General features: G+C 55.1%; 24 protein-coding genes, 1 pseudogene and 1 other annotated feature. Of the genes and pseudogenes, 7 read left to right on the forward strand and 18 right to left on the reverse strand.

Annotated features, from left to right (window positions below):
* The first annotated feature begins 117 nt into the window (after nt 1-117).
* Nucleotides 118-621, forward strand: coding sequence for a helix-turn-helix domain-containing protein (locus TSA66_RS26325; protein WP_084199137.1), 504 nt, complete (start codon nt 118-120; stop codon nt 619-621).
* Nucleotides 567-1,127, forward strand: coding sequence for an IS630 family transposase (locus tag TSA66_RS16420; protein ID WP_232429364.1), 561 nt, complete (start codon nt 567-569; stop codon nt 1,125-1,127). Before TSA66_RS26325 ends, TSA66_RS16420 begins: the two co-directional genes overlap by 55 nt.
* Before the next feature lie 28 nt (nt 1,128-1,155).
* Here TSA66_RS16420 and TSA66_RS16425 read toward each other — a convergent pair whose 3' ends face one another.
* Nucleotides 1,156-1,953 carry a hypothetical protein gene (locus tag TSA66_RS16425; protein ID WP_052451964.1) on the reverse strand — a complete coding sequence of 266 codons (798 nt, stop codon included), beginning with the start codon at nt 1,951-1,953 and terminating at the stop codon, nt 1,156-1,158.
* A gap of 23 nt (nt 1,954-1,976) precedes the next feature.
* On the opposite strand from TSA66_RS16425, the pseudogene tnpA reads away from it, so the two are divergent.
* A pseudogene (tnpA, locus tag TSA66_RS28235) lies at nt 1,977-2,468 on the forward strand (IS200/IS605 family transposase).
* Here tnpA and TSA66_RS28240 read toward each other — a convergent pair.
* Genes TSA66_RS28240 through TSA66_RS16440 form a run of 3 tightly spaced genes read right to left on the reverse strand, consistent with a single transcriptional unit; the run spans nt 2,393 to nt 5,670 of the window.
* Entirely contained in the window at nt 2,393-2,677 is a 285-nt protein-coding gene (locus TSA66_RS28240) for a PhnD/SsuA/transferrin family substrate-binding protein (RefSeq protein WP_157691534.1), read from the reverse strand. The pseudogene tnpA and the gene TSA66_RS28240 overlap by 76 nt on opposite strands.
* Complete coding sequence (gene phnD, locus TSA66_RS16435; protein ID WP_052451963.1) at nt 2,670-3,314, reverse strand: phosphate/phosphite/phosphonate ABC transporter substrate-binding protein; 645 nt, start codon at nt 3,312-3,314, stop codon at nt 2,670-2,672. The genes TSA66_RS28240 and phnD overlap by 8 nt, the downstream gene beginning before the upstream one ends.
* Nucleotides 3,307-5,670, reverse strand: a complete 2,364-nt coding sequence (locus TSA66_RS16440) for a putative bifunctional diguanylate cyclase/phosphodiesterase (protein ID WP_084199133.1) — start codon at nt 5,668-5,670, stop codon at nt 3,307-3,309. Before TSA66_RS16440 ends, phnD begins: the two co-directional genes overlap by 8 nt.
* A gap of 266 nt (nt 5,671-5,936) precedes the next feature.
* On the opposite strand from TSA66_RS16440, the gene ppk1 reads away from it, so the two are divergent.
* Both ppk1 and TSA66_RS16450 read left to right on the forward strand, forming a co-directional pair.
* A complete protein-coding gene (gene ppk1, locus TSA66_RS16445) occupies nt 5,937-8,024 on the forward strand; it encodes a polyphosphate kinase 1 (RefSeq protein ID WP_040038552.1) in 2,088 nt (695 codons plus the stop codon).
* Between the two features lie 25 nt (nt 8,025-8,049).
* A complete protein-coding gene (locus TSA66_RS16450; RefSeq protein ID WP_040038551.1) occupies nt 8,050-8,517 on the forward strand; it encodes a SixA phosphatase family protein in 468 nt (155 codons plus the stop codon).
* A 149-nt stretch (nt 8,518-8,666) separates the two neighbouring features.
* On the opposite strand, the gene TSA66_RS16455 is transcribed toward TSA66_RS16450, so the two are convergent.
* The 7 genes from TSA66_RS16455 to TSA66_RS16485 all read right to left on the reverse strand — a co-directional run bounded on the left by TSA66_RS16455 (nt 8,667) and on the right by TSA66_RS16485 (nt 13,909).
* A complete protein-coding gene (locus TSA66_RS16455; RefSeq protein ID WP_040038550.1) occupies nt 8,667-9,146 on the reverse strand; it encodes a hypothetical protein in 480 nt (159 codons plus the stop codon).
* Nucleotides 9,133-10,287 (reverse strand): MGDG synthase family glycosyltransferase, encoded by a 1,155-nt coding sequence (locus TSA66_RS16460; RefSeq protein ID WP_040038589.1) that lies wholly within the window; start codon nt 10,285-10,287, stop codon nt 9,133-9,135. The genes TSA66_RS16455 and TSA66_RS16460 overlap by 14 nt, the downstream gene beginning before the upstream one ends.
* 83 nt (nt 10,288-10,370) lie before the next feature.
* Complete coding sequence (locus TSA66_RS16465; protein ID WP_040038549.1) at nt 10,371-11,408, reverse strand: glycosyltransferase family 4 protein; 1,038 nt, start codon at nt 11,406-11,408, stop codon at nt 10,371-10,373.
* Nucleotides 11,390-12,244: a UDP-2,3-diacylglucosamine diphosphatase gene (locus TSA66_RS16470; RefSeq protein ID WP_040038548.1), complete on the reverse strand. Its 855-nt coding sequence runs from the start codon at nt 12,242-12,244 to the stop codon at nt 11,390-11,392. Before TSA66_RS16470 ends, TSA66_RS16465 begins: the two co-directional genes overlap by 19 nt.
* A 323-nt stretch (nt 12,245-12,567) precedes the next feature.
* Nucleotides 12,568-12,969 (reverse strand): hypothetical protein, encoded by a 402-nt coding sequence (locus TSA66_RS27815; protein ID WP_040038547.1) that lies wholly within the window; start codon nt 12,967-12,969, stop codon nt 12,568-12,570.
* Between the two features lie 183 nt (nt 12,970-13,152).
* Complete coding sequence (locus TSA66_RS16480) at nt 13,153-13,344, reverse strand: hypothetical protein (protein ID WP_040038546.1); 192 nt, start codon at nt 13,342-13,344, stop codon at nt 13,153-13,155.
* A gap of 85 nt (nt 13,345-13,429) precedes the next feature.
* Nucleotides 13,430-13,909: a HipA domain-containing protein gene (locus tag TSA66_RS16485; protein WP_332309920.1), complete on the reverse strand. Its 480-nt coding sequence runs from the start codon at nt 13,907-13,909 to the stop codon at nt 13,430-13,432.
* A 170-nt stretch (nt 13,910-14,079) separates the two neighbouring features.
* On the opposite strand from TSA66_RS16485, the gene TSA66_RS16490 reads away from it, so the two are divergent.
* The gene (locus tag TSA66_RS16490; RefSeq protein WP_232429362.1) at nt 14,080-15,102 is read left to right on the forward strand and encodes a DUF5996 family protein; all 1,023 of its coding nucleotides are present in this window, start codon (nt 14,080-14,082) and stop codon (nt 15,100-15,102) included.
* A 284-nt stretch (nt 15,103-15,386) separates the two neighbouring features.
* Here the strand turns inward: TSA66_RS16490 and TSA66_RS16495 are convergent, their stop codons facing one another.
* From TSA66_RS16495 to TSA66_RS27070, 4 genes are all read right to left on the reverse strand, one after another.
* Nucleotides 15,387-16,844 carry a Ppx/GppA phosphatase family protein gene (locus TSA66_RS16495; RefSeq protein ID WP_040038544.1) on the reverse strand — a complete coding sequence of 486 codons (1,458 nt, stop codon included), beginning with the start codon at nt 16,842-16,844 and terminating at the stop codon, nt 15,387-15,389.
* Nucleotides 16,845-17,251: 407 nt separating this feature from the next.
* Nucleotides 17,252-17,893: a hypothetical protein gene (locus tag TSA66_RS16500; RefSeq protein WP_157691533.1), complete on the reverse strand. Its 642-nt coding sequence runs from the start codon at nt 17,891-17,893 to the stop codon at nt 17,252-17,254.
* Between the two features lie 22 nt (nt 17,894-17,915).
* Complete coding sequence (locus tag TSA66_RS16505) at nt 17,916-18,272, reverse strand: hypothetical protein (protein WP_052451962.1); 357 nt, start codon at nt 18,270-18,272, stop codon at nt 17,916-17,918.
* 316 nt (nt 18,273-18,588) lie between these two features.
* A complete protein-coding gene (locus TSA66_RS27070; RefSeq protein WP_157691697.1) occupies nt 18,589-19,005 on the reverse strand; it encodes a hypothetical protein in 417 nt (138 codons plus the stop codon).
* Between TSA66_RS27070 and TSA66_RS16520 the strand changes: the two genes are divergently transcribed.
* Nucleotides 18,968-20,196 (forward strand): IS3 family transposase gene (locus TSA66_RS16520; RefSeq protein WP_094298971.1). Its coding sequence is split into 2 segments (ribosomal slippage): nt 18,968-19,253 and nt 19,253-20,196, totalling 1,230 coding nucleotides; the frame shifts between segments, so codons are not numbered across the junction. The two genes, TSA66_RS27070 and TSA66_RS16520, sit on opposite strands and share 38 nt — an antisense overlap.
* Nucleotides 19,249-19,365: a sequence feature (AL1L pseudoknot), on the forward strand. It overlaps the preceding gene by 117 nt.
* A gap of 19 nt (nt 20,197-20,215) precedes the next feature.
* Here TSA66_RS16520 and TSA66_RS27075 read toward each other — a convergent pair.
* The 3 genes from TSA66_RS27075 to TSA66_RS16530 form a co-directional block, all read right to left on the reverse strand.
* Nucleotides 20,216-20,434, reverse strand: a complete 219-nt coding sequence (locus TSA66_RS27075; RefSeq protein ID WP_157691548.1) for a hypothetical protein — start codon at nt 20,432-20,434, stop codon at nt 20,216-20,218.
* A 63-nt stretch (nt 20,435-20,497) separates the two neighbouring features.
* The gene (locus TSA66_RS16525; RefSeq protein WP_157691549.1) at nt 20,498-21,127 is read right to left on the reverse strand and encodes a hypothetical protein; all 630 of its coding nucleotides are present in this window, start codon (nt 21,125-21,127) and stop codon (nt 20,498-20,500) included.
* A 139-nt stretch (nt 21,128-21,266) separates the two neighbouring features.
* The gene (locus TSA66_RS16530; protein ID WP_269748344.1) at nt 21,267-21,542 is read right to left on the reverse strand and encodes a DUF4145 domain-containing protein; all 276 of its coding nucleotides are present in this window, start codon (nt 21,540-21,542) and stop codon (nt 21,267-21,269) included.
* Between the last annotated feature and the right edge of the window lie 464 nt (nt 21,543-22,006).

Raw genomic sequence — 22,006 nt, forward strand, 5'->3', positions numbered from 1 at the left:
GCAGATGAAACCACACTGAGCCGGCCTGGCTGGCGCCACAGCCACGTCATATAGCGACTGACGAGTTCTGCAATGGCCTTGGCGAGCTAGAGCGCATTTCATAAATGCAAAGGGAACATGAGGCTTTATGTAGAGTCGTACGGCCAACTTTGCAACAGTCATGGTGCAATCATGGCCGCTCGGTATTCAGTGGATTTACGCCGCAGAATTGTGCAGGCGTGTGAAAGAGGAACGCAATCGCAACGCGAGGTGGCAGAGTTTTTCAATGTCAGCCTGTCCTTCGTTGAATCTCTTCTGCAATATTACCGTCGCAGCGGGGGTGAGTTGGTTCGGCCGCAGCGCCGGCGCGGCAGGCACGCTCTACTTGACGATGCGTGCCGTGAACGATTACGGCACTGGCTGCACGAACAGTCCGACATGACCTTGAAGGAATTGGTCGAGCGTCTGCACGGCTGCACAGGCATGACCGTGAGCGAGCCGACTATGTGCCGAGTGCTGCATCAGATGGGCATGCGTCGAAAAAAAAGACTGTCCATGCCACAGAACGGGACAGCTTGCGCGTACGTGTGGCACGCCGCCGATACCGCAGGAAAATCGCAAAATACTCGGTCAAAAGGCTGAAATTTGTCGACGAGTCTGGATTGAACATTGCTATGAGCCGGCGCTATGGAAGGGCCGAGCGCGGCAGGCGCGTGCATGATGCGGTTCCCAAGAACTTCGGACGCAATGTCACCATTCTTGGCATGTTGTCCTGGTATGGCATGCATGCCGTCATGACGGTCGAAGGCGCTACCGATGCCGCCGTATTCCGTGCCTACGTGGGGCAGGTTCTGGCTCCAACCCTGCGACCTGGCGATGTAGTGGTGATGGACAACCTGAGCGCGCATAAAATCCAGGACATTGAAGCCATGATTACGGCTACTGGCGCGGAATTAGTCTACCTGCCGCCATATTCTCCCGATTGGTCTCCGATTGAACCCTGCTGGTCCAAAATCAAAACGCGCCTGCGCGGCATGAAAGCCCGAACCCGTGAAGCGCTAGATATGGCACTGACGAAAGTCATTAACAAAATCAGTAATAGCGACGCCAGAGGCTGGTTTGCCCATTGCGGCTATTCCCTACACTAATTTGAAAACCGCTCTAGAAGAAGACTATCTACACGCCATGAATATACCCGCCTCTGAACGCTTCGCGTTGTCGTAGGCGGTTTCTCGTTTCACAGACTGCAGCACACGCGAACCAGACTGCTTTCGCGTGCGTCTGACGCGCGTCTCCACGAGCGTGGGCGAACCGAGGTCCGCCGGTTCGGAGCATCCCGCCCCTACCTCTTTCTTCTGTTGCTGCTTCGTGGTGACGCCAGCTGTGCTGGCGCAACCAGGCTGCCGTGTGGTCGTCCTTTGGCTCGATGGCGCCATCGTCGTACGAGAAAGACAGATGCCAGCGGCCGTGCTCAATGGAAAGATGAACGCTGTTCGGCGGCTGGAATGGCACGTGCACGTGAAACGGGATGGTGCCGACCGGGTGTTTCTGCGTGCCGATCTCGAGCGCATAGTCGCCGGCGGGCACCTCGCCCTTGCCCACCGCTGGCAGGCGGAACAGTTCACGGGTGATCGACACCGCCCGCCTGCCATGGCGTTGCTTGAACCCTGGGCGGCCCGCCAGCTTTTTGAAGAAGCGCTGATAGGCCTGGTACCACGTTGCTGCGCCATTGCGCAGGATCTGGCTGGGCATGCTACGGATCCAGTCAATTGCGTTCGCGTGGAAGTGGCAGTAGACCTGATCAACCGGAGGATGCTGTCCCGCCAGCGCCAGGCACTTGCGCGCGAACGTGCGGAAGTACCGGTCCTCGCCACTGTGGGCGGTGTCGATGAATTCCTGCGCGCCGATCCACTGCCAGAGAGTGTCTTGCAGCGCGGGGGCGGGATAGCAGCGCAGGCGTTTTCCGGTTTGCATGCAGCGATGCGATCTTGGGCCGCATGGAACCTCAAGCCATCACATCGGCGTCGCATGCCGTATTTGCGCTTCAGCTACCTATCGTGTTCGTCACGAAATACCGGCGCAAGATCCTGCATCCCGAGACGCAGGACTCCCTGCGCGGTACGTTCGAGGAGATTCTCCTGGAATGGCGCTGCTCGAATTTGGCGCCGGAGAGGATCATGTCCATTTGCTGGTGAGCATTCACCCGGCGCTCAATATCTCGACGTTGATGAACAACCTGAAGACGGCTACCGCCAGGCGCGCGCAACCGGTTTCCGCAGCATCTCGCGCAGTGCTACGGGAAGCCGTATTTCTGGCACCGGGCCTATTATGTGGGCAGCGTCGGCGGCGCTTCTCTGGAGGGGGTGAAACAGTACGTCGCCAGCCAGAGTCAGGTGGAACGCCCGCGGTCCCGCTACCCCCCTCCCGGCTGGCGCCCAGGCAGGGGAATGCGTGAAACCTTTATGTTCAAGTTCCTGATAACGTCGTAATCGCTATCGTCAATGGGTAGAAAGCGAATGCCATGCATGTCGCCGAGAACGGTTTTACTTGGCTCACTTTGGCGAAAGAAGGTGGCACGAATTTTTTCCTTCACGTCCTGACATAATTCACCGCGGTAGACAAATGGATCCATCGGTACGGGGGCCGAACGCCACAGCACGCGAAAATCGCCTTTTCTTGCTGTTCCGTTATTAACCAAGTAAAAGGTGCAAGCTGGATATGAAGGCAGCGTCTACCCGACCGTCTAGTAGCGCTTCCGCCGCAAGTTGATGACTTCCAGCATATGAAATGCTTGCAAAATGGGTGTGCAATGGCCCTTGTAGAACGCGGCCGAAATACAGTCGTGGTATTTTATTCCCGGAAGTGCTTTCAGGGTCCACTAGTGCCAGGCGCTTTCCCCTCAAGTCGTCATACGTCCGGAAAGGCTTCTTGGCCAGTACAACCAGCATCGAATAATAGAATGCGCCCTCTTCCTGAAATGTACTTGCCTGTTGAGAGAAAGTGGCGAAAGGTGTGATTTTTGAGTTTCTTCCCTTTACGGCAATATACGCTGCCGGGCCAAGCCGTGCGACATGGACCGCGCCACTGGTGAGCGCTTCAATCACTGCGCCGTATGAAGCTGGCGTCACAACATCCACCGGCACACCAAGAGATTCACTTAATTCCGTCAACAGCGGCCGGAATCGCGTAAGGTCCTGTTCGACGCTACCTTCAGGCACCATGGAATAAACGAGACGCTTTGGCCTTTCACAGCCAGAGGCGCTAGAACCCACCACGCCCATCAGCACTAGCGGCATGAAAAAAGAGAAAAGGAACCTTACCAACGGCTTATGCATAAGCACGCATACTCTCTACAGGAAGACGGCCGAAATTTTGCAAGCTCACAGCAACATCTGACGCCGGAGCGGGCCGATGAAAATAGAATCCCTGTACTTCGTCACAACCGGCCGTTTTTAAATGCACGACTTGCTCTTTTGTCTCAACACCTTCAGCGACGACTTTCAAGCCGAGATTGTGGGACAGGGCGATCGTTGAGGAGACGATCATCGCATCGCTCGTATCGTTACGGATGTCGCGAATAAAGGACCGATCAATTTTCACCGCACTGATCGGCAACTGCTTCAAATGGCTGAGGCCGGAAAAACCCGTGCCATAATCGTCCAGAGAAATTTGAATGCCTGCTTGCTGAAGCTTTTCCAATACGCGTTGCGCCGTCTCCGGGCACTCCAGAAAACAGCTTTCGGTCACTTCTATCTCAATTAGCTCTACCGGGATATTTTTTTCCCGGATATTGCTCAAGATGACGTCCACCAGGCTGTCATCAGACAACTGCCTGGCGGATATATTGATGGCAACTGGTAAGAGAGGATTTCCGGCGTCACGCCACTGCGCAAGCTGTGTGCACACTGCCGTGACGATCCAATGCCCCAACGGCGTAATGTAATTATGCTCTTCTGCAATGCCGATAAAATCGCCAGGAAAAATCAGGCCATGTTTGGGATGCTGCCAGCGCAGTAATGCCTCCATGCCGACGGGGCGAAGATCCTTAAGGGAAATGCGCATTTGATAATGAAGACAGAACTCGTTGTCCCTGATCGCACGTCGGAAACGCGTGAGTAGTTCCAGGGAACGTGCGGAGGACGTATTAAGTGAATCGTCATAGAAGCGATATTTTCCTCGACCACTCCGCTTCGCACTGTACATTGCCGCATCGGCATTCAAAATCAGGGTATCGATGTCCTGTCCATCCCTTGGGCAGAGGGCAATGCCGATACTGGGTGTCGTATCAACACTATGTCCATTCATCTCAAGATATGGCGCCGACAGGCAATCAACCAGCTTTTCCGCAATCTTGCTCGCCCGCTCCTCCGAGTTCAATTCAGAAACGAGGATGATGAATTCATCTCCACCAAATCGGGCCACCAAATCGTACTCGCGCAATGCGCCACGCAGGCGTTCTGCCACTGCCTTGAGAAGAAGATCACCGACGGCATGCCCAAGCGTATCGTTAATTGCCTTGAATTTATCCAAATCCAGGAAGTAGACCGCATATAAATTTCGGCTTCTCCGCGCGCGCGCCAGCTCAACTGTCGCAAGCTCATAAAACATCATGCGATTCGGAAGGCCTGTCAAAAAATCATGCGACGCAAGCTGGAAGGCTCGTGCCTTTTCCTGCTCAAGCTGTTCGATGAGCGCCTGCTTTTGCACTTCCGACTCTGTGAGTTCCTGATACAGCCTGCGCTGGCGTTGAGCCAAAACTGTCAGGCCCGCTGAAAGCAGAATGGTTACGACCGACATAAGTATGCCTCGCCAAAGGTAGCTTCGGTGACGCTCCGTCAACTCCCCCTCCACGGCAACACTGTCTCGTGTAATGGCAACTGCGATCGGAAACCGATCCAATATGTGGTAGCTCCCAATGCGGGTAATATTATTTGCCTGCGATGCTACTTCGATGCGTCCCAATTTCTTGCCGCGGCCAATGACGCCGCTGTAACTCGACAGGGCATCATGGTCGCTATCTGACACCATTCCACCGCGTATTTCAAACAGCTGCTGCCCATGAAAATCCAGCACTTCCAATGCGGTATCTTTACTACTGGTCGACTCTTTATATAAGCGTAGAAGATAGCCAAGATCGATATTTGCGGCGAATACACCGATTGGCTCGTCGCCGGAGACAATTGGTACCGCGACGGGAATGGTCCAATTTGCCGCTGGCCGCCCGATGAAAGGACGACGTTGCCTGTGGAGCGCGCTGCTGTCCTGCAGGACGACACGGACTAGCTCCCGCATTTCAGGCTCTATCTCGCCACGTGATGATACGTACTTCAGCTCGGCGTTCGAACCGAAAACCGCAAGCCGCAAATACGCGGAGTCCCCAAAGGTAAGGGGTGCAGGAATCGATGGCGTGTCGCCATTCGGTTTCAGTGCACTGCTGCTTAACTGTGCGTACAGAAGCGCACGTCCAAAGACCTCGTCGATGTCGGCGGCGACAATAGAAGAGATATTTTGGCTCGCCAGAATCGATTGCTCTACCGCTTGCCGCCTTTCGCCCAGCACTAAAGAAATGGTGATCAGCCATATGATTGCAAGACAAAGTACGGCGAGGAGGATAGTGCCGACGACAAGCCAGCGCCCCTCTTGCGCAATTGATTTTAAGGTACTGAACTTGAACGGCTGATACAAAATCATCGCCCTAGGGAGAAGCAGAAATGCAGTCGATTTTACTTTTGAAATATTTCCGGAGGACTACATTATTGCCATCTCCGTAGCAGCGCAAATAGTCATCAATCACGTGTAAAGCGGACAGATTGCCGCTGCTTCGGCGCGGCAATGTGATGGAGCCTATCCAGGCTTAAGCAGGAGGAATATGACAAAAACACGAACACGTGTTTGGCTTGTCATTGAATTGTCATATATGCATCCTAAACTGTAGGGCCCTAGGGATCATTCCTTCTATGAGCGCAAAAATAAAAGCAGTAGCACCAGTGCTGACTCTACCGTCTACCAACATATATTTAAACCGGGAGCTTTCGCAACTGGCGTTTAACCGCAGGGTTTTAGCGCAAGCAGAGGATGCGACTCTTCCTCTGCTCGAACGCCTGCGCTATCTGTGTATTGTCAGTAGCAATCTGGACGAGTTCTTTGAGGTTCGTATCGCCAGTCTGTTGGCCCATGATCGCATGGAGGGTAGAAAGTCCGAGCCCCCGGCGTTGACTGCCGCACTGGAGAGAACGAGCATCGAATGCCACCAACTCGTCGAACGCCAATACGAGTTGCTCAATCGGGATATCCTGCCGCAGTTGTCTGAAAAGGGAGTGCATTTATTACGGCATCACGAGAGAAATGATGCGCAACGCGCCTGGGTAAAAGAGTACTTTGATCGCGAAGTACGCCCCCTGCTAACACCAATTGCCCTCGATCCGGCACACCCCTTTCCGCAAGTCGTTAACAAGAGTCTTAACTTTATTGTCGAGTTATCTGGAAAAGATGCTTTCGGCCGTGGCACAGGCATTGCCATCTTAAAGGCTCCACGAGTATTGCCGCGGGTAATTCGCCTGCCTGACCATCTATCAACGAACGGTGTTGTATTTTGCCTCCTGTCGTCCGTCATTCATGCACATATTGCAGATCTATTTACCGGGCGCGAAGTCGTTGCCTATTCCCAGTTCCGTGTGACGCGCAACAGCGACCTGTGGGTCGACGAGGAAGAGGTCAAGAACTTGCGACAGGCATTGCAGAGTGAGCTGCAAAGTCGTCAATTCGGTTTTGCTGTCCGCCTCGAGGTCGCACGGAATTGTCCTCCGCATTTGGCTTCCTTCCTGCTCGAACAATTCTCCATCGACAAGAGCCGGTTATACGCCGTAGACGGTCCTGTTAATATGGTCCGCCTGTTGGAATTGATCAATAGCGTCCAGCAGCCGATACTGCATTTCCCCGCTTTCCAGCCCGGGCTGCCGCAGACGCTGGTTGACGGTGACATGTTTGCATTGCTGCGCAAGCGCGACGTGTTGCTGCATCATCCGTTCCAGTCGTTTCAGCCGATTGTCGAATTTATCCGTTGCGCCGCGCTCGACCCGAATGTCGTCGCAATCAAGCAGACCATCTATCGTACCGGCATGAATTCCTCGCTGATGGAGTCACTCATCATCGCGGCGCAGCGTGGCAAGGAAGTGACCGTAATTGTGGAGTTGATGGCGCGCTTCGATGAAGAGGCAAATATCAACTGGGCCGAGCGGCTCGAGCGCGTCGGTGCCCAGGTGGTTTATGGGGTGGTAGGGCTGAAAACGCATGCCAAACTCGCACTAGTTTTGCGCCGCGAAGCCAGCGAATTGCGTCACTATGCGCACCTTGGCACCGGCAACTACCATCCGACGACGACCAAGTTTTATACGGATTTTGGCTTGCTGACTGCACATCCGGCGCTGACGGCGGAAGTCAATGAAGTCTTCATCCACTTGACCAGCCTTACCAAGCCGAAAAAACTGAACTACCTTTGGCTGGCGCCATTTGACTTGCAAAAGGAAATCATCCGCGCCATTCGAAATGAAGCGGCAATTGCGCGCGAAGGTCGCCCTGCCCGCATTATTGCCAAGATGAATGCGCTGCTGGACGAGTCAGTGATCCGAGCGCTTTATGCAGCCTCTGCCGACGGCGTCAAAATCGACTTGATCGTACGCGGCGCATGTGCACTCCGCCCCGGAGTGCCGCATCTATCGGAAAACATACGCGTACGTTCGATTGTCGGCCGGTTTCTGGAACATAGCCGCATCTATTTTTTCCGTAACGATCGAAAGAATGACGTCTATCTTGCCAGTGCCGATTGGATGAACCGCAACCTCTTCCGACGCGTTGAAGTGGCATTTCCGGTATTGGATCCGAAACTGAAACGGCAAGTAATCGCCCAAGGCTTGAATCCCTACTTGAAGGACAACACCAACTCCTGGGAATTGGTATCCGACGGAAGCTACCGCAAGCGCAAGCCCATCGGCAAGCAACGTGCTTTCTGCGCGCAGCAATACCTCGCGCAGACACTCGGCGCCTAAAGCGTATGGCGAGAAAGGAGATGCGATGGAACTCATTTTATGGCGTCATGCTGAGGCTGAAGCAGGCGACATCGACCAACCCGATGCCGCGCGGGCTCTCACGCCAAAAGGACAGAAGCAGGCAGCAAAGATGGCCGAATGGCTGGATCGCGTTTTACCCAATACCTGCCGCGTCCTGACCAGCCCAACCACGCGGACTGTACAAACCGCATCAGCGCTGGGACGCAAATTCAAGATCATGCCTCACCTCGGGCCGGATTCCACGGCCGAAGAGGTATTAGAAGCCGCTCACTGGCCGACCAGCCGAGAGCCGGTATTAATAGTCGGACATCAGCCGTTTCTTGGCCAAATCGCCGCGTTGCTGATTACAGGTCAGCGCGATGAGTGGACCTTGCGTAAGGGGGCCATCTGCTGGATCGCGCAGCGGGTAAAAGATGAGACGGATGCCAATTTCATCAGGGCGGTCATGGGTCCCGACTTGGTCGGAAAGTGATGCCCACGATGCAGAAGAAATAGCCCCGGGACGTCATGAAGCTCTTTGCAACACCGAACACAGAAGCCATTGGCCATTGGTTGACGCCGTGATGCGGCAGGCCCATTTCCCTGCAGCGTTCGTTATGGCGAACAATGGCGAACGCCTTCCTATTTCAATTTCCTGCAGGAGAGGCACAGCATTACGAGCATGATACCGCTGTAAATCCAATAATCGATCGGTGCCCGCCAAAACCAATGCTTGTGCCACGCAATCGACTCCGGATGAAAGCGTGACAATCCATACGCAGGATTGAGCACGAACCAAAGGAAGTCTTCGACAATCCAAAACAGCATGATGCAGGCAAGGACACGGAGTTCTGCCTTTAACGACCAGCGTCCCATAAAAAACAGTGGGAAATGAAAGAACAGCGCGACGAAGGGGAATACCCAGGCGTGATAGCCGGTCATAGGACGGCCGCCCCAGAAGATATCAAGCAACCAGTGCTGCTCGATACGCCAGGTCGGCAGGTTGGCAGCCCAGCCGGCGGCACCTTCGATCTGAATTTCGATATTTGCAAAAAAATAGGCGAGAAGAATGACCCATGCCAGCGTGAGCACCAGGTGCAGGCGACGATTAGTGCGTTGCATGTGAATCGCGTGGCATTGATTTTCCGAGAACGACATCCAGTACATGATCGGCCGCCGCACTGCGGGCGATTGCCTTGGCCTTGTCGCGCATCTCCGCGAGTCTTTCGGGATGCTGCAGCAGATAACGGACGCGGTAGGCGAGCGATGCAGCGTCGTTCGCCTTGAAGGCGACGCCCTGCTCCAGCAAAAAATCGGCATTACACTCTTCCTGCCCCGGGATCGGGGCCGTCAGAATCATTGGCAGCCCCATGGCCAAGCATTCCGATGTAGTCAACCCGCCCGGCTTGGTAATCGCCAGGTCGGCGCAAGCCATCAAGCGCTCGACACGATCGGTAAATCCCTGTGCCAGTATGCGACCGGGATGCAGCACCGCCAGGCGCTGCAGAGCGGACAAGGCGACCGCGTTTTTTCCGGCCATGACAATGAGTTGAAGATCCGGATCGAGCGCTAGCAGGTCGGCCGCGGTCTCATCCAAACGCCCAAGCCCAGCGCCTCCTCCCATCAGCAAGAGCGTCGTTTTCTGTGGAACAAGTCCAAATTCTGCAGCACATTCGGTTCGGCTATGATGCTGCCCGAACGCCGGCATGACTGGAATACCAGTGACATGAATGGCGTCTGGCGCGATACCTTGTGCGCGCATATGAAAGGCCACTTCCTCGTTGCCCGCAAAATAGCCCGCCATATTCGGTTGCACCCACATTGCATGCAAGTCGAAATCAGTTACCTGTACCCATACCGGAGAGCCGAAATGTCGCTTCCCTCCGGGGTTCGCCAGCCACTCTGCGGGCATAAAATGCGTGCAAATGATCGCATCCGGCCGAAATAATGCGATTTTTTCCATCAGGCGGCGCGACGCCATCCGCTCGATTGCCCGTCGCACGGTTTGCCACGGGCTGTCCGACGGCACTTTATCGCTTATCCGGTACAGATATCCCCAGATAGCCGGATACCGCTGAACAAGAAAAATATAGAAATCCGTGTACAAGCGGCGAAAGAGCGATGGCACGACGCTCATCACATCGAGGTGCATCGCCGTTATATCAGCCCCATACATCGCGGCATGCGCACGGATTGATTCGGCTGCACGCACATGGCCTGCGCCGGCGGAAACGCTCAACAGCAAGATCCGCCTCCTGCGCAGCGAAGCAGGGGCAAGCACTCCCACGTTCGGTGCGGCATCTGACAAGCACTGCTTACGATATATCGTTTGCATGGTCTTCCATCTCAAGCCAACGACGACTGTGCCGCCTCACCCCCCTGGGCAGTACGGGCGAGATGCAGATTGGCCAGGAATTGCTGTGTGGCGGCGCTCCACGAATACTGCAGCGCATGTAGTCGCACAGCCTTGCGGCACAGTTGGCGTGCCGCAAGGCAGGCGCGTTCCAGGTCGTGGTCCAGCACGCCGGACCGCCCATGCGAGACGACGTCGAGAGGCCCGTCTACTGGATACGCAGCCACCGGTGTGCCGCATGCCATCGCTTCAGCCATGACAAGGCCGAACGTGTCTGTACGGCTAGGGAACACGAAGACGTCGGCGCAGTTGTAATACGGCACAAGCTCGTCGTTGTTACGCGCGCCAAGGAAGCGAACTCCGGGATAGCGGCGCTGCAGCTCTTCACGCATGGGCCCGTCACCAATCACCCATTTGGAACCAGGCAGGTCGAGCCGCAGGAAGTCCTCGACATTCTTTTCCACCGCGATCCTGCCGACATACAGGTAAAGCGGACGCGCAATGCCGGTTTGGTCCACCTGGGCTGGACGGAACAAGCCGGTGTCGACGCCACGCCCCCACAGGACGAGATGGCGAAAGCCCCGTTTTTCAAGGGAGCGCAGGATACCGGGAGTGGGCACCATCACTGCTTTAGATGGCCCGTGAAACCACTTGAGCCAGCGATAGGTGAGCGTCATGGGAATGAGCGAACGGGCCCGCACGTATTCCGGAAAGCGCGTATGGTAAGAGGAGGTGAAGGCCAGCCCGTGCTTCAGGCAATGGCGGCGCGCAGCCAGCCCGATTGGCCCCTCAGTCGCGATATGGATACAATCCGGTTCAAGATTCTCCAGGATTGACGCCACCTTGCGGTAGGGATTACATGCGAGGCGGATATCAGGATAGGTTGGGCAAGCGAACGTCTTCATACCCGCTGCGCTGACCACTTCGACCTCGTGTCCGGCGTTACGCAGGCACTGACGCGTAGCGACCAGCGTGCTAACGACCCCATTGATTTGCGGTGACCAGGCATCCGTTACGATGGCAATACGCATACTTCACCTAATTCCTCTTGTTTAGCGTGAATCGGCGGCATGACGATTTCGTGCCAAGTCACCAGGCGAAGTTCGCCGGAAAGATCCTCGACGAGCGCCGTTAGGCTCTCGACCCAGTCACCGTCATTGCAATAAGTAATGCCCTCGATATCCCGGATTTCCGGTTTGTGTATATGGCCGCAAATAACGCCATCGACATTTCTCTTCCGCGCTTCGCTTGCAAGCGCATGCTCGAACGAGCTGATGTAACTGACGGCGTTCTTGACTTTCAGCTTCAGGTACTGGGAGAGCGACCAGTACGGCAAGCCAGCACGTGCTCGCCATTTGTTAAATACCTGATTGATCTTCAGGATCAGGGTGTAGAGGGTATCGCCCACGTACGCAAGCCATTTTGCGCACGCGATGACGCCGTCAAAGCGGTCACCGTGTAGAACCAGCATCCGTTTCCCCTGCGCTGTCACATGCACCAGTTCGTCGCGAATCCGGATTCCGCCAAAATCAAGATCGATAAATTGGCGGATCGCTTCATCATGATTCCCGGGGATGAAGATGACTTCGGTGCCTTTTTTTGCTTTCTTCAGCACGCTTTGCACCACGTTATTGTGTATCTGGTCCCAGTACCAACGACGTTTCAATTGCCAGCCGTCGACAATATCTCCGACCAAGTAGAGCGTGTCGGATTCGGTATGTTGCAGGAACTCCAGCAAGCGCGCTGCCTGGCATCCTGTCGTCCCAAGGTGCACGTCGGATATCCAGATGGCTCTGAATCGCGTTACCGCCCGCTTCCCGCGCGATTTCAAGAAGTGCGGATCGAGGAAATCGTCTGCCGGTTTCATCGCGACCTCGCTTTACCGAATGCATGGCACGCCTTGCGCTCATCCGATGCAAGGCACCCGCCTGCAAGCCAAAGCGACTGCGGCAAGCCGGATCGATGTTCTTCGTGCTGACTTCCATGGGCGAGCGCACAGCCTCGAACAAGTCTCGAGACCAACTGCACGCTGTCAACTGCGGTGGGATGGGATCGCATCCAATGTCCTCATTGATTCGACAATGGAAGCGTAACTGTGGATTACTGCATGCGAATGACAGCTGCATGTCATCTGGATGACATGCAGCCAGGAGAAAACCGGAACGGGCGCCCCGGCAGCACCGCCGAGTGTTACTTGCTTTTCTTCGGCCGTCCTGCTTTTAACGCTGGCAGACCGGTCAGCACTTCCCTAAGCTTTTCGATTTGCAGTTGACGAATCAATGCGACGCCAACACGGAGGAGTTCGCTTTTTTTGACTTCAATGCCTGCCTTCAGGCACGCCTTTTTTACGTCGCTAAGAATGGCATATTCATCTTCCGGCATGGTGAAGCTATCCCGGACCAGCTTGATTTTCTTGACCTTCTCTTTTTGCGCCGCCTTGTCCGTGGCTACCGCCTTTGCAGCGGGCTTAACGGGTGTAGCAGCCTTCACGGCCTTGGCCGGCGTTGCCAGGTCGGCCGCAGCTTCGGTTTTTTTGCGCACTGGCTTCTTTTCGGTTGCAGCAACAGGTGTGGATGCAGATGTCTTTGCCATAATTTTCCTCTAGTTTTAAATTGTATAAATAATATATATCGTTTATCTCATTTTTTCAAATCGGGGAATTGAGCATGGCATAACAAACAACATCTGCAGCCCCCATAAAACCATACCAACCAATAGGATCGGACTGCATCTGCTGCGCCAACGCTCCATCACGACCGGCGTGAGCTCCTGGGGTCAATATTTGACGCGATGGATAATCTCTGCCGCAGCCATTTCCAGGGTCGCTTGTGACGTAGCACTTAGCGAAACAACTTCGTCACCCACCTCGTGCACGAACAATCGTCCGTTGCCGTTGGCCGAATACACCTCAGCGTTGCCGTATTCGTCAAGTTGTTCACGAAAGCGATCAAGGCCGCTGACGATCAATCAGTCGCCATCGTCCGTTTGTGTGGCGGGAATGAACCGATCACTCATGCTTGCAGATCTATTGCGGCGTGCCGCCGCACGCCGTTCAGGCGCAGCAATAGGCACTCTGTTGAGCATGCGCAGCTTCTGGCAGGCGGATGCTGGATGTTGTTGGGCGGGAGGTCCCCGGTTGGGCTCCGTCGGTCTGGGAGTGCTGAGCACCCGCTTCGGCTCGATTGCGCCCCCCCGGTATCGAGATCGCCATCCGTCCGACCTCTTCGGCAGCAGTAAAGCACGCGGCCAGCGTGTGGATGTCGCGCATGTTCATGCCAGCCTCGTCGCGAGTGAGAAAAAACCGGCCGCATTGGGACAACGCGTTCTCCCAATTGTTTGCCGGGCCATAAGCGCCCACGCCGATGGATTGCGCCGCCGCGCTGGCGTCCACGTGGGGGGCGATATCGAATGCCGGCGACAACACGAACCGGCTGGGGTAGCGCATCAGCCGCGCATGATGGCGCATGTGACCGTCGACGTTGCCGACCAGGATGTTAAACACCATGCGGCGAAACAGCTGATTGCAATCTATCGTTTTCGGCGATCACATCTTAGACAGTTGAGCGGTCATGTACGACGCAATATCGACATTGGCAGGGTCATGAAGGTGATGATGACACGTGCGTTCACCTCACGAATTGCTACGGATCGCCTTCATTTCACGCTCAGACGTGGAAACCGCGACGACGCTCAGCAGTCTTAATGATCGTCCGCATCGGACTCGCCCAGGCACCTTTGTACCCCAACGTTACCTGCTCGGAGGCCATTGTAATGCCCATACGTTCATTATCCAGTCCGACCGGCCCCGCAGGTTGGCCCGAGTTGCCATACGAAGCCTGGCGAGACACCTGCGAAACTTTGCATATGTGGACGCAGATCGTCGGCAAAATCCGTAAGGTCCAATCCCCCTGGGTCAATCACTCATGGAATGTCCCGCTGTATGTGACGGCCCATGGCTTAACCACCTCACCGATTCCCTACGGGAATCGCCTCTTCCAGATCGATTTCGACTTTGTAGACCATCAACTTGCGATTCAATGCAGCGATGCCCCTACCGAAGTGATACCCTTGGTGCCCCGTTCGGTAGCGGATTTTTACCACCAATTGTTTTCCCGATTGTCAGCACTTGGCCTGGACATCAAAATTCATGGCGCTCCCAATGAAGTTCTGAATCCGGTTCCATTCCAGGAAGACACCAAACACGCCTCCTATGATTCGGAGGCAGCCAATCGGTTCTGGCAGGTTCTGGCCCAAGCGGATCGGGTATTCAAGCAATTCCGTGGCCGCTTCATTGGCAAATGCAGTCCGGTACATTTCTTCTGGGGCAGCTTCGATCTGGCATTGACGCGCTTTTCCGGGCGGCGGGCGCCCGCGTTCTCCGGCAGCGTGCCGAACTGCCCGGACTGGGTGATGCGCGAAGCCTATTCGCATGAAGTCTGCAGTTGTGGCTTCTGGCCAGGCAGCGATGCGTTGCCTTTGCCGATCTTTTACACCTACGCTTACCCTGAGCCGGCCGGCTTCAATACCCATCGGGTCATGCCAGAAACGGCACGGTATGACCCCAATTTTCGCGAATTCATCTTGCCCTACGAAGAGGTTAGGCATGCATCCTCGCCGGATCAGATGTTGCTGGAATTTTTGGAGGATGCCTATGCCGCGGCAGCTACGCTGGGTAAGTGGGACCGTCAGGCGTTAGAAACGACTGAGCCCATCTACCATACTTGACGAAAAGCGTGCCATCACCGAGTAGTCGCTCACGTTCCCCGGCTGCCCCCGAACCCGCGTTGACACGGCACGCCCAGAGTGATCGATAGAAAGCGGGCAGTTATCAGGACTGCCTTGTATCCCCTGCGATCAGGATTTGTGGGTAATGACAAGCCCTGAACGCCGCGGCTTGCCACGCTTCTGGTCATCAGCGTCACTTCCTGTCGCCGGGTATAAATGTGCCGAACTCTTTCCACGTGCAGGGCTGCGTCGGCCTGGTGTCATGCCAGAATGGAAGTGACTGATTATCCGCCGGACTTCACCGTCATCTCCATGCCCACCTCGTTCCACCAACCTTTCTCTTTTTCAATCCAATACAAAACCGTCGGATGCTGGACAGCTAATTCTCGCTTGAACTCCAGTTCGATGCGGCTCTTCATTTTTAGACGTAGGCCGCTCACTTCAGTGTCGATCCGTGCATGCATGAAAGTGATCGCGAGCCGCAATGCCAGAACCGCTTTGGTGAAATCGGCATCACGCAGGGCCTCCGATACTTTGCGCAGGTTGCCCTTGTGCGCAAGAACCAATGTGCTGAGAAATCGCTGCTCGCGTGCCGTAAATCCAGGAAGGTCGGCATTCTCGAGCATATATGCTGCGTGTTTGTGGTACCCGGTATGTGAGACCGCAAGTCCGATTTCATGTAGCAAGCCGCCCCAGTAAAGATATTTCGCGAACGTATCGTCCTGCGGCTTGAGCTGGCTGTACAACGTGGTTGCGAGCGTCGCAACGCGCGAGGCGCGATCCTCATTGACATGAAAACGGTGCATGAACTCAAGCACCGACTGTTCGCGTCGGTCCCGTCTCGTGGCGCGCAGCTGCAAGTCCCACAGCACTCCCATGCGAAGGCCGGCATCCACGGCCGTAAGGGATTCAATACCAAGTTCCTGCATTATGCCGATCAGAATGGTCAACCCACCTATCATTGGAGTGACACGCTCCGGCTTGATGCCCAGCAGGTCGACCTGACTGACATGGCCAATTCGTAGTAGACGGACCTTCAGTGCCTCGAGATTGTCCAGCGACAGCGTGCGATCCCCGATCGCATTTTTTGACAAGGCGTCGGATATCGTCCGTATCGTTCCGGAGGAACCGTAAACGTGGCCCCATTGTTGGTGGCGGAATGGCTCTGCCCCATCTTCAAACACTGAACGTGCCGACAAAACCGCCGCATTAAGCCCAGCAGCGTCGATCTGCGCATCCCTGATGAACGCTTGCGCCTGCCCGACGGTTCCGATGCTAAATGATTCGACCTGAAGCACATCATGGCCACGACCAAGAATTAATTCCGTCGAACCTCCACCGATATCCACGACCAGTCGCGTCTCGCTCGAAGAATCAAGCGTGCTTGCAACGCCCATGTAGATCAGCCGTCCCTCCTCCTCGCCCGAGATGATCTCGATCGGATATCCAATTGCTCGTTCCGCCGCGGGCAGGAATGCGACGCCATTCTTCGCGATACGCAAGGTATTGGTCGCGACGACTCGCACCGCATCGAGCTTGTAGCCGTCAAGAATGGACTTGAAATTTGCGAGGCACTGCACTGCCTTCTGCATCGCCTCACCAGTCAGGTTTCCGTCATTGTCGAGACCTGCAGCAAGGCGAATCGGATCCCGTGCGCTCTTGACTATGCGGATTGCCTCTCCATCGTACAGCCCAACATGCAGGCGAAAACTGTTGGAACCTAAATCTACTGCAGCAAACATCCCAATTCCTCTTTCTAGCGATCAGCGATACCGCTGCGGAAATACCTGAATAACTCGAGCCCTGAATATGGCGACTCTACCATCAAATCTGATGTACCCCCGGGGGGCTATCGCGAACATTGATCGCTTGCCTGGCCGGAGGCCATGCCTCCCTTTGGATAGGGGCCGCGCTGCATGCAACGTTTGCCACAAGAACTCATTCATCAATAGCGACGGCGCACAATCATAAAACACGCGACAGGAACGACGCCGATAAAACGATGGCCATTATCCTACTAGCGCATCAGTATCCGGCGGAATTTGTTCAGCCCTGCCAAGCACGCGTGATCTTCCGTCGCCGCGGGTATGGACGCAGCCCCGCCCCTCCTGGGCATTCGGTCTGACATGCGCTGTTCTGTGCGGTGCAATCAGTGAGTGCGCCACGATGGAACTTTATGCCTCGGCGGGGGGCAATCTCCCGCCTGCGCATCCCGCGCTTGCGTTTTCGCGACCATGTAAATGAGCAGTAAACAATATCCAATTACGACAAGGACATTCATCCACAAACTCGTGCTGTTGAGGCACGAAAAGGCAACCACGGGAAAGCCGAGCCCTTGCAGTCCATACCCACCGAGATAGCAGGAAGTCATCAGGCTGCAGGCTGTGACGAGGGGCCACGTGCTTCGGTAAAGCAGCAAAAGCAAGGTAATGATAAAGAACAGAAAATATGCCAGGACGTGTCCGCCGCTAAAGTGGATCAACAGTGTCGAAAACCATGCGCTCGCCATAGCGCTATATATGCCTCCTATTGCCCGTCCTGGACGGTATCGCCAGAGCAGCGCGGCCACGAATGCAACAGGGCTCGTGAAGAGCAAGGCGTCAGTCCAATTACCGGCGATGAGCATCGGGGAAGCGCCTGTATCAGAACAGGCCGGTGGCAGCGTTTGGCCGTGTCCGTAAATATAAGCTACGCTGCTAATCAGTGGGCTTAATGCCGCAAGCAGGAAGAAAAATAACCTGTCCGCCCGGGTACGTGCTTGTCGCAATGAATGATCTTCGGTCATCACCATGATTATTCTTGCCCATGCACGGTCACCGTCGCCTCGCCGCAGTAGCAGTCACCATTTTTACCGCGAATTTTCTCCCTCCGTTCCAAGACTTGCCGCTTTTGGGCGAGCGCCACACATCTTCGAAGGTGTCTTGCGGCATGTCGGAATGACGCATGAGACTGTGTGGCGCACCTATCGATTCCAGCACAGCACACCTGCTGATTTTCAAGAAGTCACGATTAACGTAAGTACGCTTTCCTTTTAAATCTGGCTTCGTGACGATAATGTCACCGTCGTTCAATACATAGTCTGTAGTGACCACCGGCAGATGGGCGCGCATCTTGGTAAGGTTTGCGTTCAACTCAAGGAAGCATCGGTAGATGCACAATATGAAGGTCATTGTATTTTGGAAATATTTCTTCCATATGACCGCCCTATACCGAGAGGTGCCATAAAGAATTCAATCTCGCAACCGGATAAGCCTTCCGATCTTTGCGAAGCGCAGGCATCAAAGGGCTTGGGCCAGGCTTCCCGTGCTCAATCTCGACGAGGACGTTGCGCTCTTGCTCAGAGTGCTGCTTTCCATTGCATTAGGTGCATTGCTCGGATCACATTAGCGTGTCATCCGACCAGAACCGGACACGTTGTCGATGATGGCCTTGGCCGGGTCCACCTGCATAGCGGCTTTCCTGTTGATCGGAATGACGGCCGCGCAACTAATTCAGCGATTCCTGTTCCTTTCGCACGGTGGGGCAGGGATTTCCTGTGTTCTGTTCATGAGGCTTGTCACCCAACGGCGAATGCGCGATGTGGAACTCTTGCGATGCGTTGGTCTTGCTGCCAGGGTCGACATGACATCCCGCCTTGGAAGGGTGGTCTCCGCCTTGCTGATCATCGGCTTGGCCTAAGTGGCCGTTACGTTCCTGCATCGCAAGTCTTGGGAAGCGTATTGTCGCGCCGAATAGCCCAACAGTTGGGTGGGGCATGAGGCCGTAGCCCGCGCCTTGCCGCGAGATGGAACGCATTTGACGGTCGCCGCTCGCTATGAACCGCCCCGGAAATCGAGGAGGCTCCAATATTTGAGAAAATGGAGCCATGAAGAAGAAATCAACAAGATATTCGCCGGAGATCATGGAGCGCGCAGTGCGCCTGGTCTTCGAGAGCAGGGAGCAATACGAATCGCAGTGGGCGGCGATTGAATCGATTGCGGGCAAGATTGGCTGCACGGCAGAGACGTTGCGGCGCTGGGTTCGCCAGCAAGAGCGTGATACCGGCCAGCGTTCGGGGGCAACCACGACCGAGCAGGAACGGGTTAAAGCGCTGGAGCGGGAAGTCAAGGAATTGCGCCGTGCCAACGAGATTTTGCGCCTGGCCAGCGCATATTTCGCCCAGGCGGAGCTCGACCGCCGATCGAAATCATAAAGGCATTCATCGACGAGCACCGGGAGACCTTTGGGGTCGAGCCGCTCTGTGAAGTGATGCAGATCGCCCCGTCGGCCTATTGGCGCCATGCCGCCCGGTGTCGCAATCCGATGTTGAGAAGCGCACGCACCAAGCGTGACGAAGCCTTGATTCCCCACATTGAACGTGTGTGGCATGCCAACATGCGGGTTTACGGGGCGGACAAGGTCTGGAAGCAACTGCGCCGCGAAGGCAGCGACGTGGCGCGCTGTACGGTGGAGCGACTCATGCGCAAGTGCGGCCTGCGCGGCGTCATACGAGGCAAGGCAGTGCGTACTACGCAAGCCGACAAGGCAGCGCCATGTCCGCTGGACCGTGTCAACCGGCAGTTCAAGGCGACGCGTCCAAATCAGCTCTGGGTATCGGACTTCACCTATGTCTCGACCTGGCAGGGATTCGTGTACGTGGCCTTCGTGATCGATGTGTTCGCCCGGCGCATTGTCGGCTGGCGGGTCAGCAGTTCAATGCAGACGGACTTCGTACTGGACGCACTGGAACAGGCGCTGTACGCTCGGCAGCCGGAACGGGAAGGCGGCTTGATTCACCATAGCGACCGCGGCTCACAGTACGTGTCGATTCGCTACAGCGAGCGTCTTGCCGAAGCCGGCATCGAGCCGTCAGTCGGAAGCAAGGGCGACAGCTACGACAATGCGCTTGCAGAAACGATCAACGGGTTGTACAAGGCGGAACTGATTCACCGCCGTGCGCCATGGAAGACGCGGGAAGCCGTGGAGCTGGCAACGCTGGAATGGGTATCCTGGTTTAACCATCATCGGCTGCTGGAACCGATTGGCTATATCCCGCCGGCAGAAGCTGAGGCAAACTACTACCGGCAATTAACCGGTCAGGTCGAAATGGCCTGACTCACACCAACCGGCCTCCTCAAAAGCCGGGGCGGTTCACTACCCGAAAATAGCCTTCAACACAGGCAATGAGTGCAACAGGAAAATACCGGACAAGTTCTTTCTCGGACTTGTCATGCTTCTTGAAGGTATTTTCAAGCGCAAAGAGTCGAAGCGGGAGTTCAGCCATGGCGGAGCCGAATTGTCGGCGCTGCCGGACATCGGCGATTTCTTGAATAATGTCTCGTGTACGACTCATGTTTGAATAAAATCTAACGAATGAACTAGTGGGGGCACGACAGGCGCCACAAAGCGGCTAGCTTCAGTACCCCCTGCGAAGCCCGGGAATTATTAGTGGGTCTCTGTCCCAGACCCAATCAGGCCTCTCGCTGACAAAATGCATAATCGCCTCGCAGGCAAAGTCTCGGAAGTCCGGGTTGTTCCAAAGTCGGATCATGGCCTCGCGTGGCTCTCTGCCGTCAGGCTCACCTTGAAAATACACATAACCTCTGTACGCATGAAGCTTCCGCTTATTATGCTTAGCATGGTGGCCGTGCGGGACAGACGGGTCCGGGTCGGCATCCCCCTTATGAAAGTCCCATTTCCTTGAAAAGCCCATGCTCGCATTCGTCATGAATGAATAGCTTGGCTCTTCGTCTTCATCATCCCACTTGCCTTCACCCGACAGTGCGTTGCCTCGATCATTGGTACGTTGTTCGTCTGTAGAGCTTTCAATGGTGCCAAATTTGTTGATCCACTCTGCGTCTTTATCCCAGCCTGAATATTCCAACACGTTACGGGCGTACTGGAAAGGCTCCTCTTCAGATGAAGCTAGGGCACAAAGTGATCGCATTCTTGAGAGAAATTCGTAGCGTCCAATGATGCCTTCTGAGTATGAGATCCGGCACAGTTTTAGATATGTGCGAGCGGCGACGGGAGATAAAAATTCCATTTTTAATGATGAGGATATTTACGTTCTTAACACTACCAATTGCCAGTGTTCGCTGGAGGGCTAACGCCGCGTTGACCAGCGAGTCTCATACGCCGCGAAGCGGCCAGCTTTCTAGCGCGGGTCTGGGTTGAACAAAGAGTTAGCCTTCCACATTGAGAATAAGCTCCGACATTCGTGCTGCCAGCTGTAAATAGCGATCTGCTTCGTCTTGATTGAGGCTGAAATCGGGCAGGTGAGCAGCCTGATTTCTTAGTTTTCGCATCTGATCGAGTAGCGAGTCACTGTCCTTGGGAAGCTTACCGAGGCGAACCAACTCTTCAACAAATAAGTGTGGATTGACCCGAGGAATTGCTGCGCCTTGAGCAAAGCCAGACTTTCCAGCAGCATCTTCAACAAGAACCCAGGCTTCCATAATTGCTGCACGCGGAGATCAATAATCGGGAAAGATGGCATCCATACGAATACGTCCAAGTGTTGCACTAGATGCAATTTATTAAGTCTACCGATGGTTTGTACTTATGTCTATTAAGCAATATGCTAGCGCTGAAAGCATAAAGGCCTCTATCCCAAAAATATGGGAAAAATGGGGGGCGGAAAGCCTTGGATTATCGAGTGAACTACGGTTGAGAGAAATATGAATGTCCGTATATGGCCGAGACTGTGTGAAAACGTGAAAATCGAACGACACGACCACAACATGTCACGAGGCGCTCTTCTTTTATTCCGCTATTTCGTGCTGGTCTAGCGGCAAAACCATGTTTTTACACACTCTCGACCCATGGCGGACGTTCGCGGACAAATGAGAGGCAGCTGCTAATGTTTGAGGTAGCCGGCCGCCGGAGCGTGTAGCGCAAAGGGAACCCGCAAGCGCAAGTTGCG

Origin of the sequence: Noviherbaspirillum autotrophicum (genome assembly GCF_000818395.1) — a bacterium.
GTDB classification, from domain to species: Bacteria; Pseudomonadota; Gammaproteobacteria; order Burkholderiales; family Burkholderiaceae_D; genus Noviherbaspirillum; species Noviherbaspirillum autotrophicum.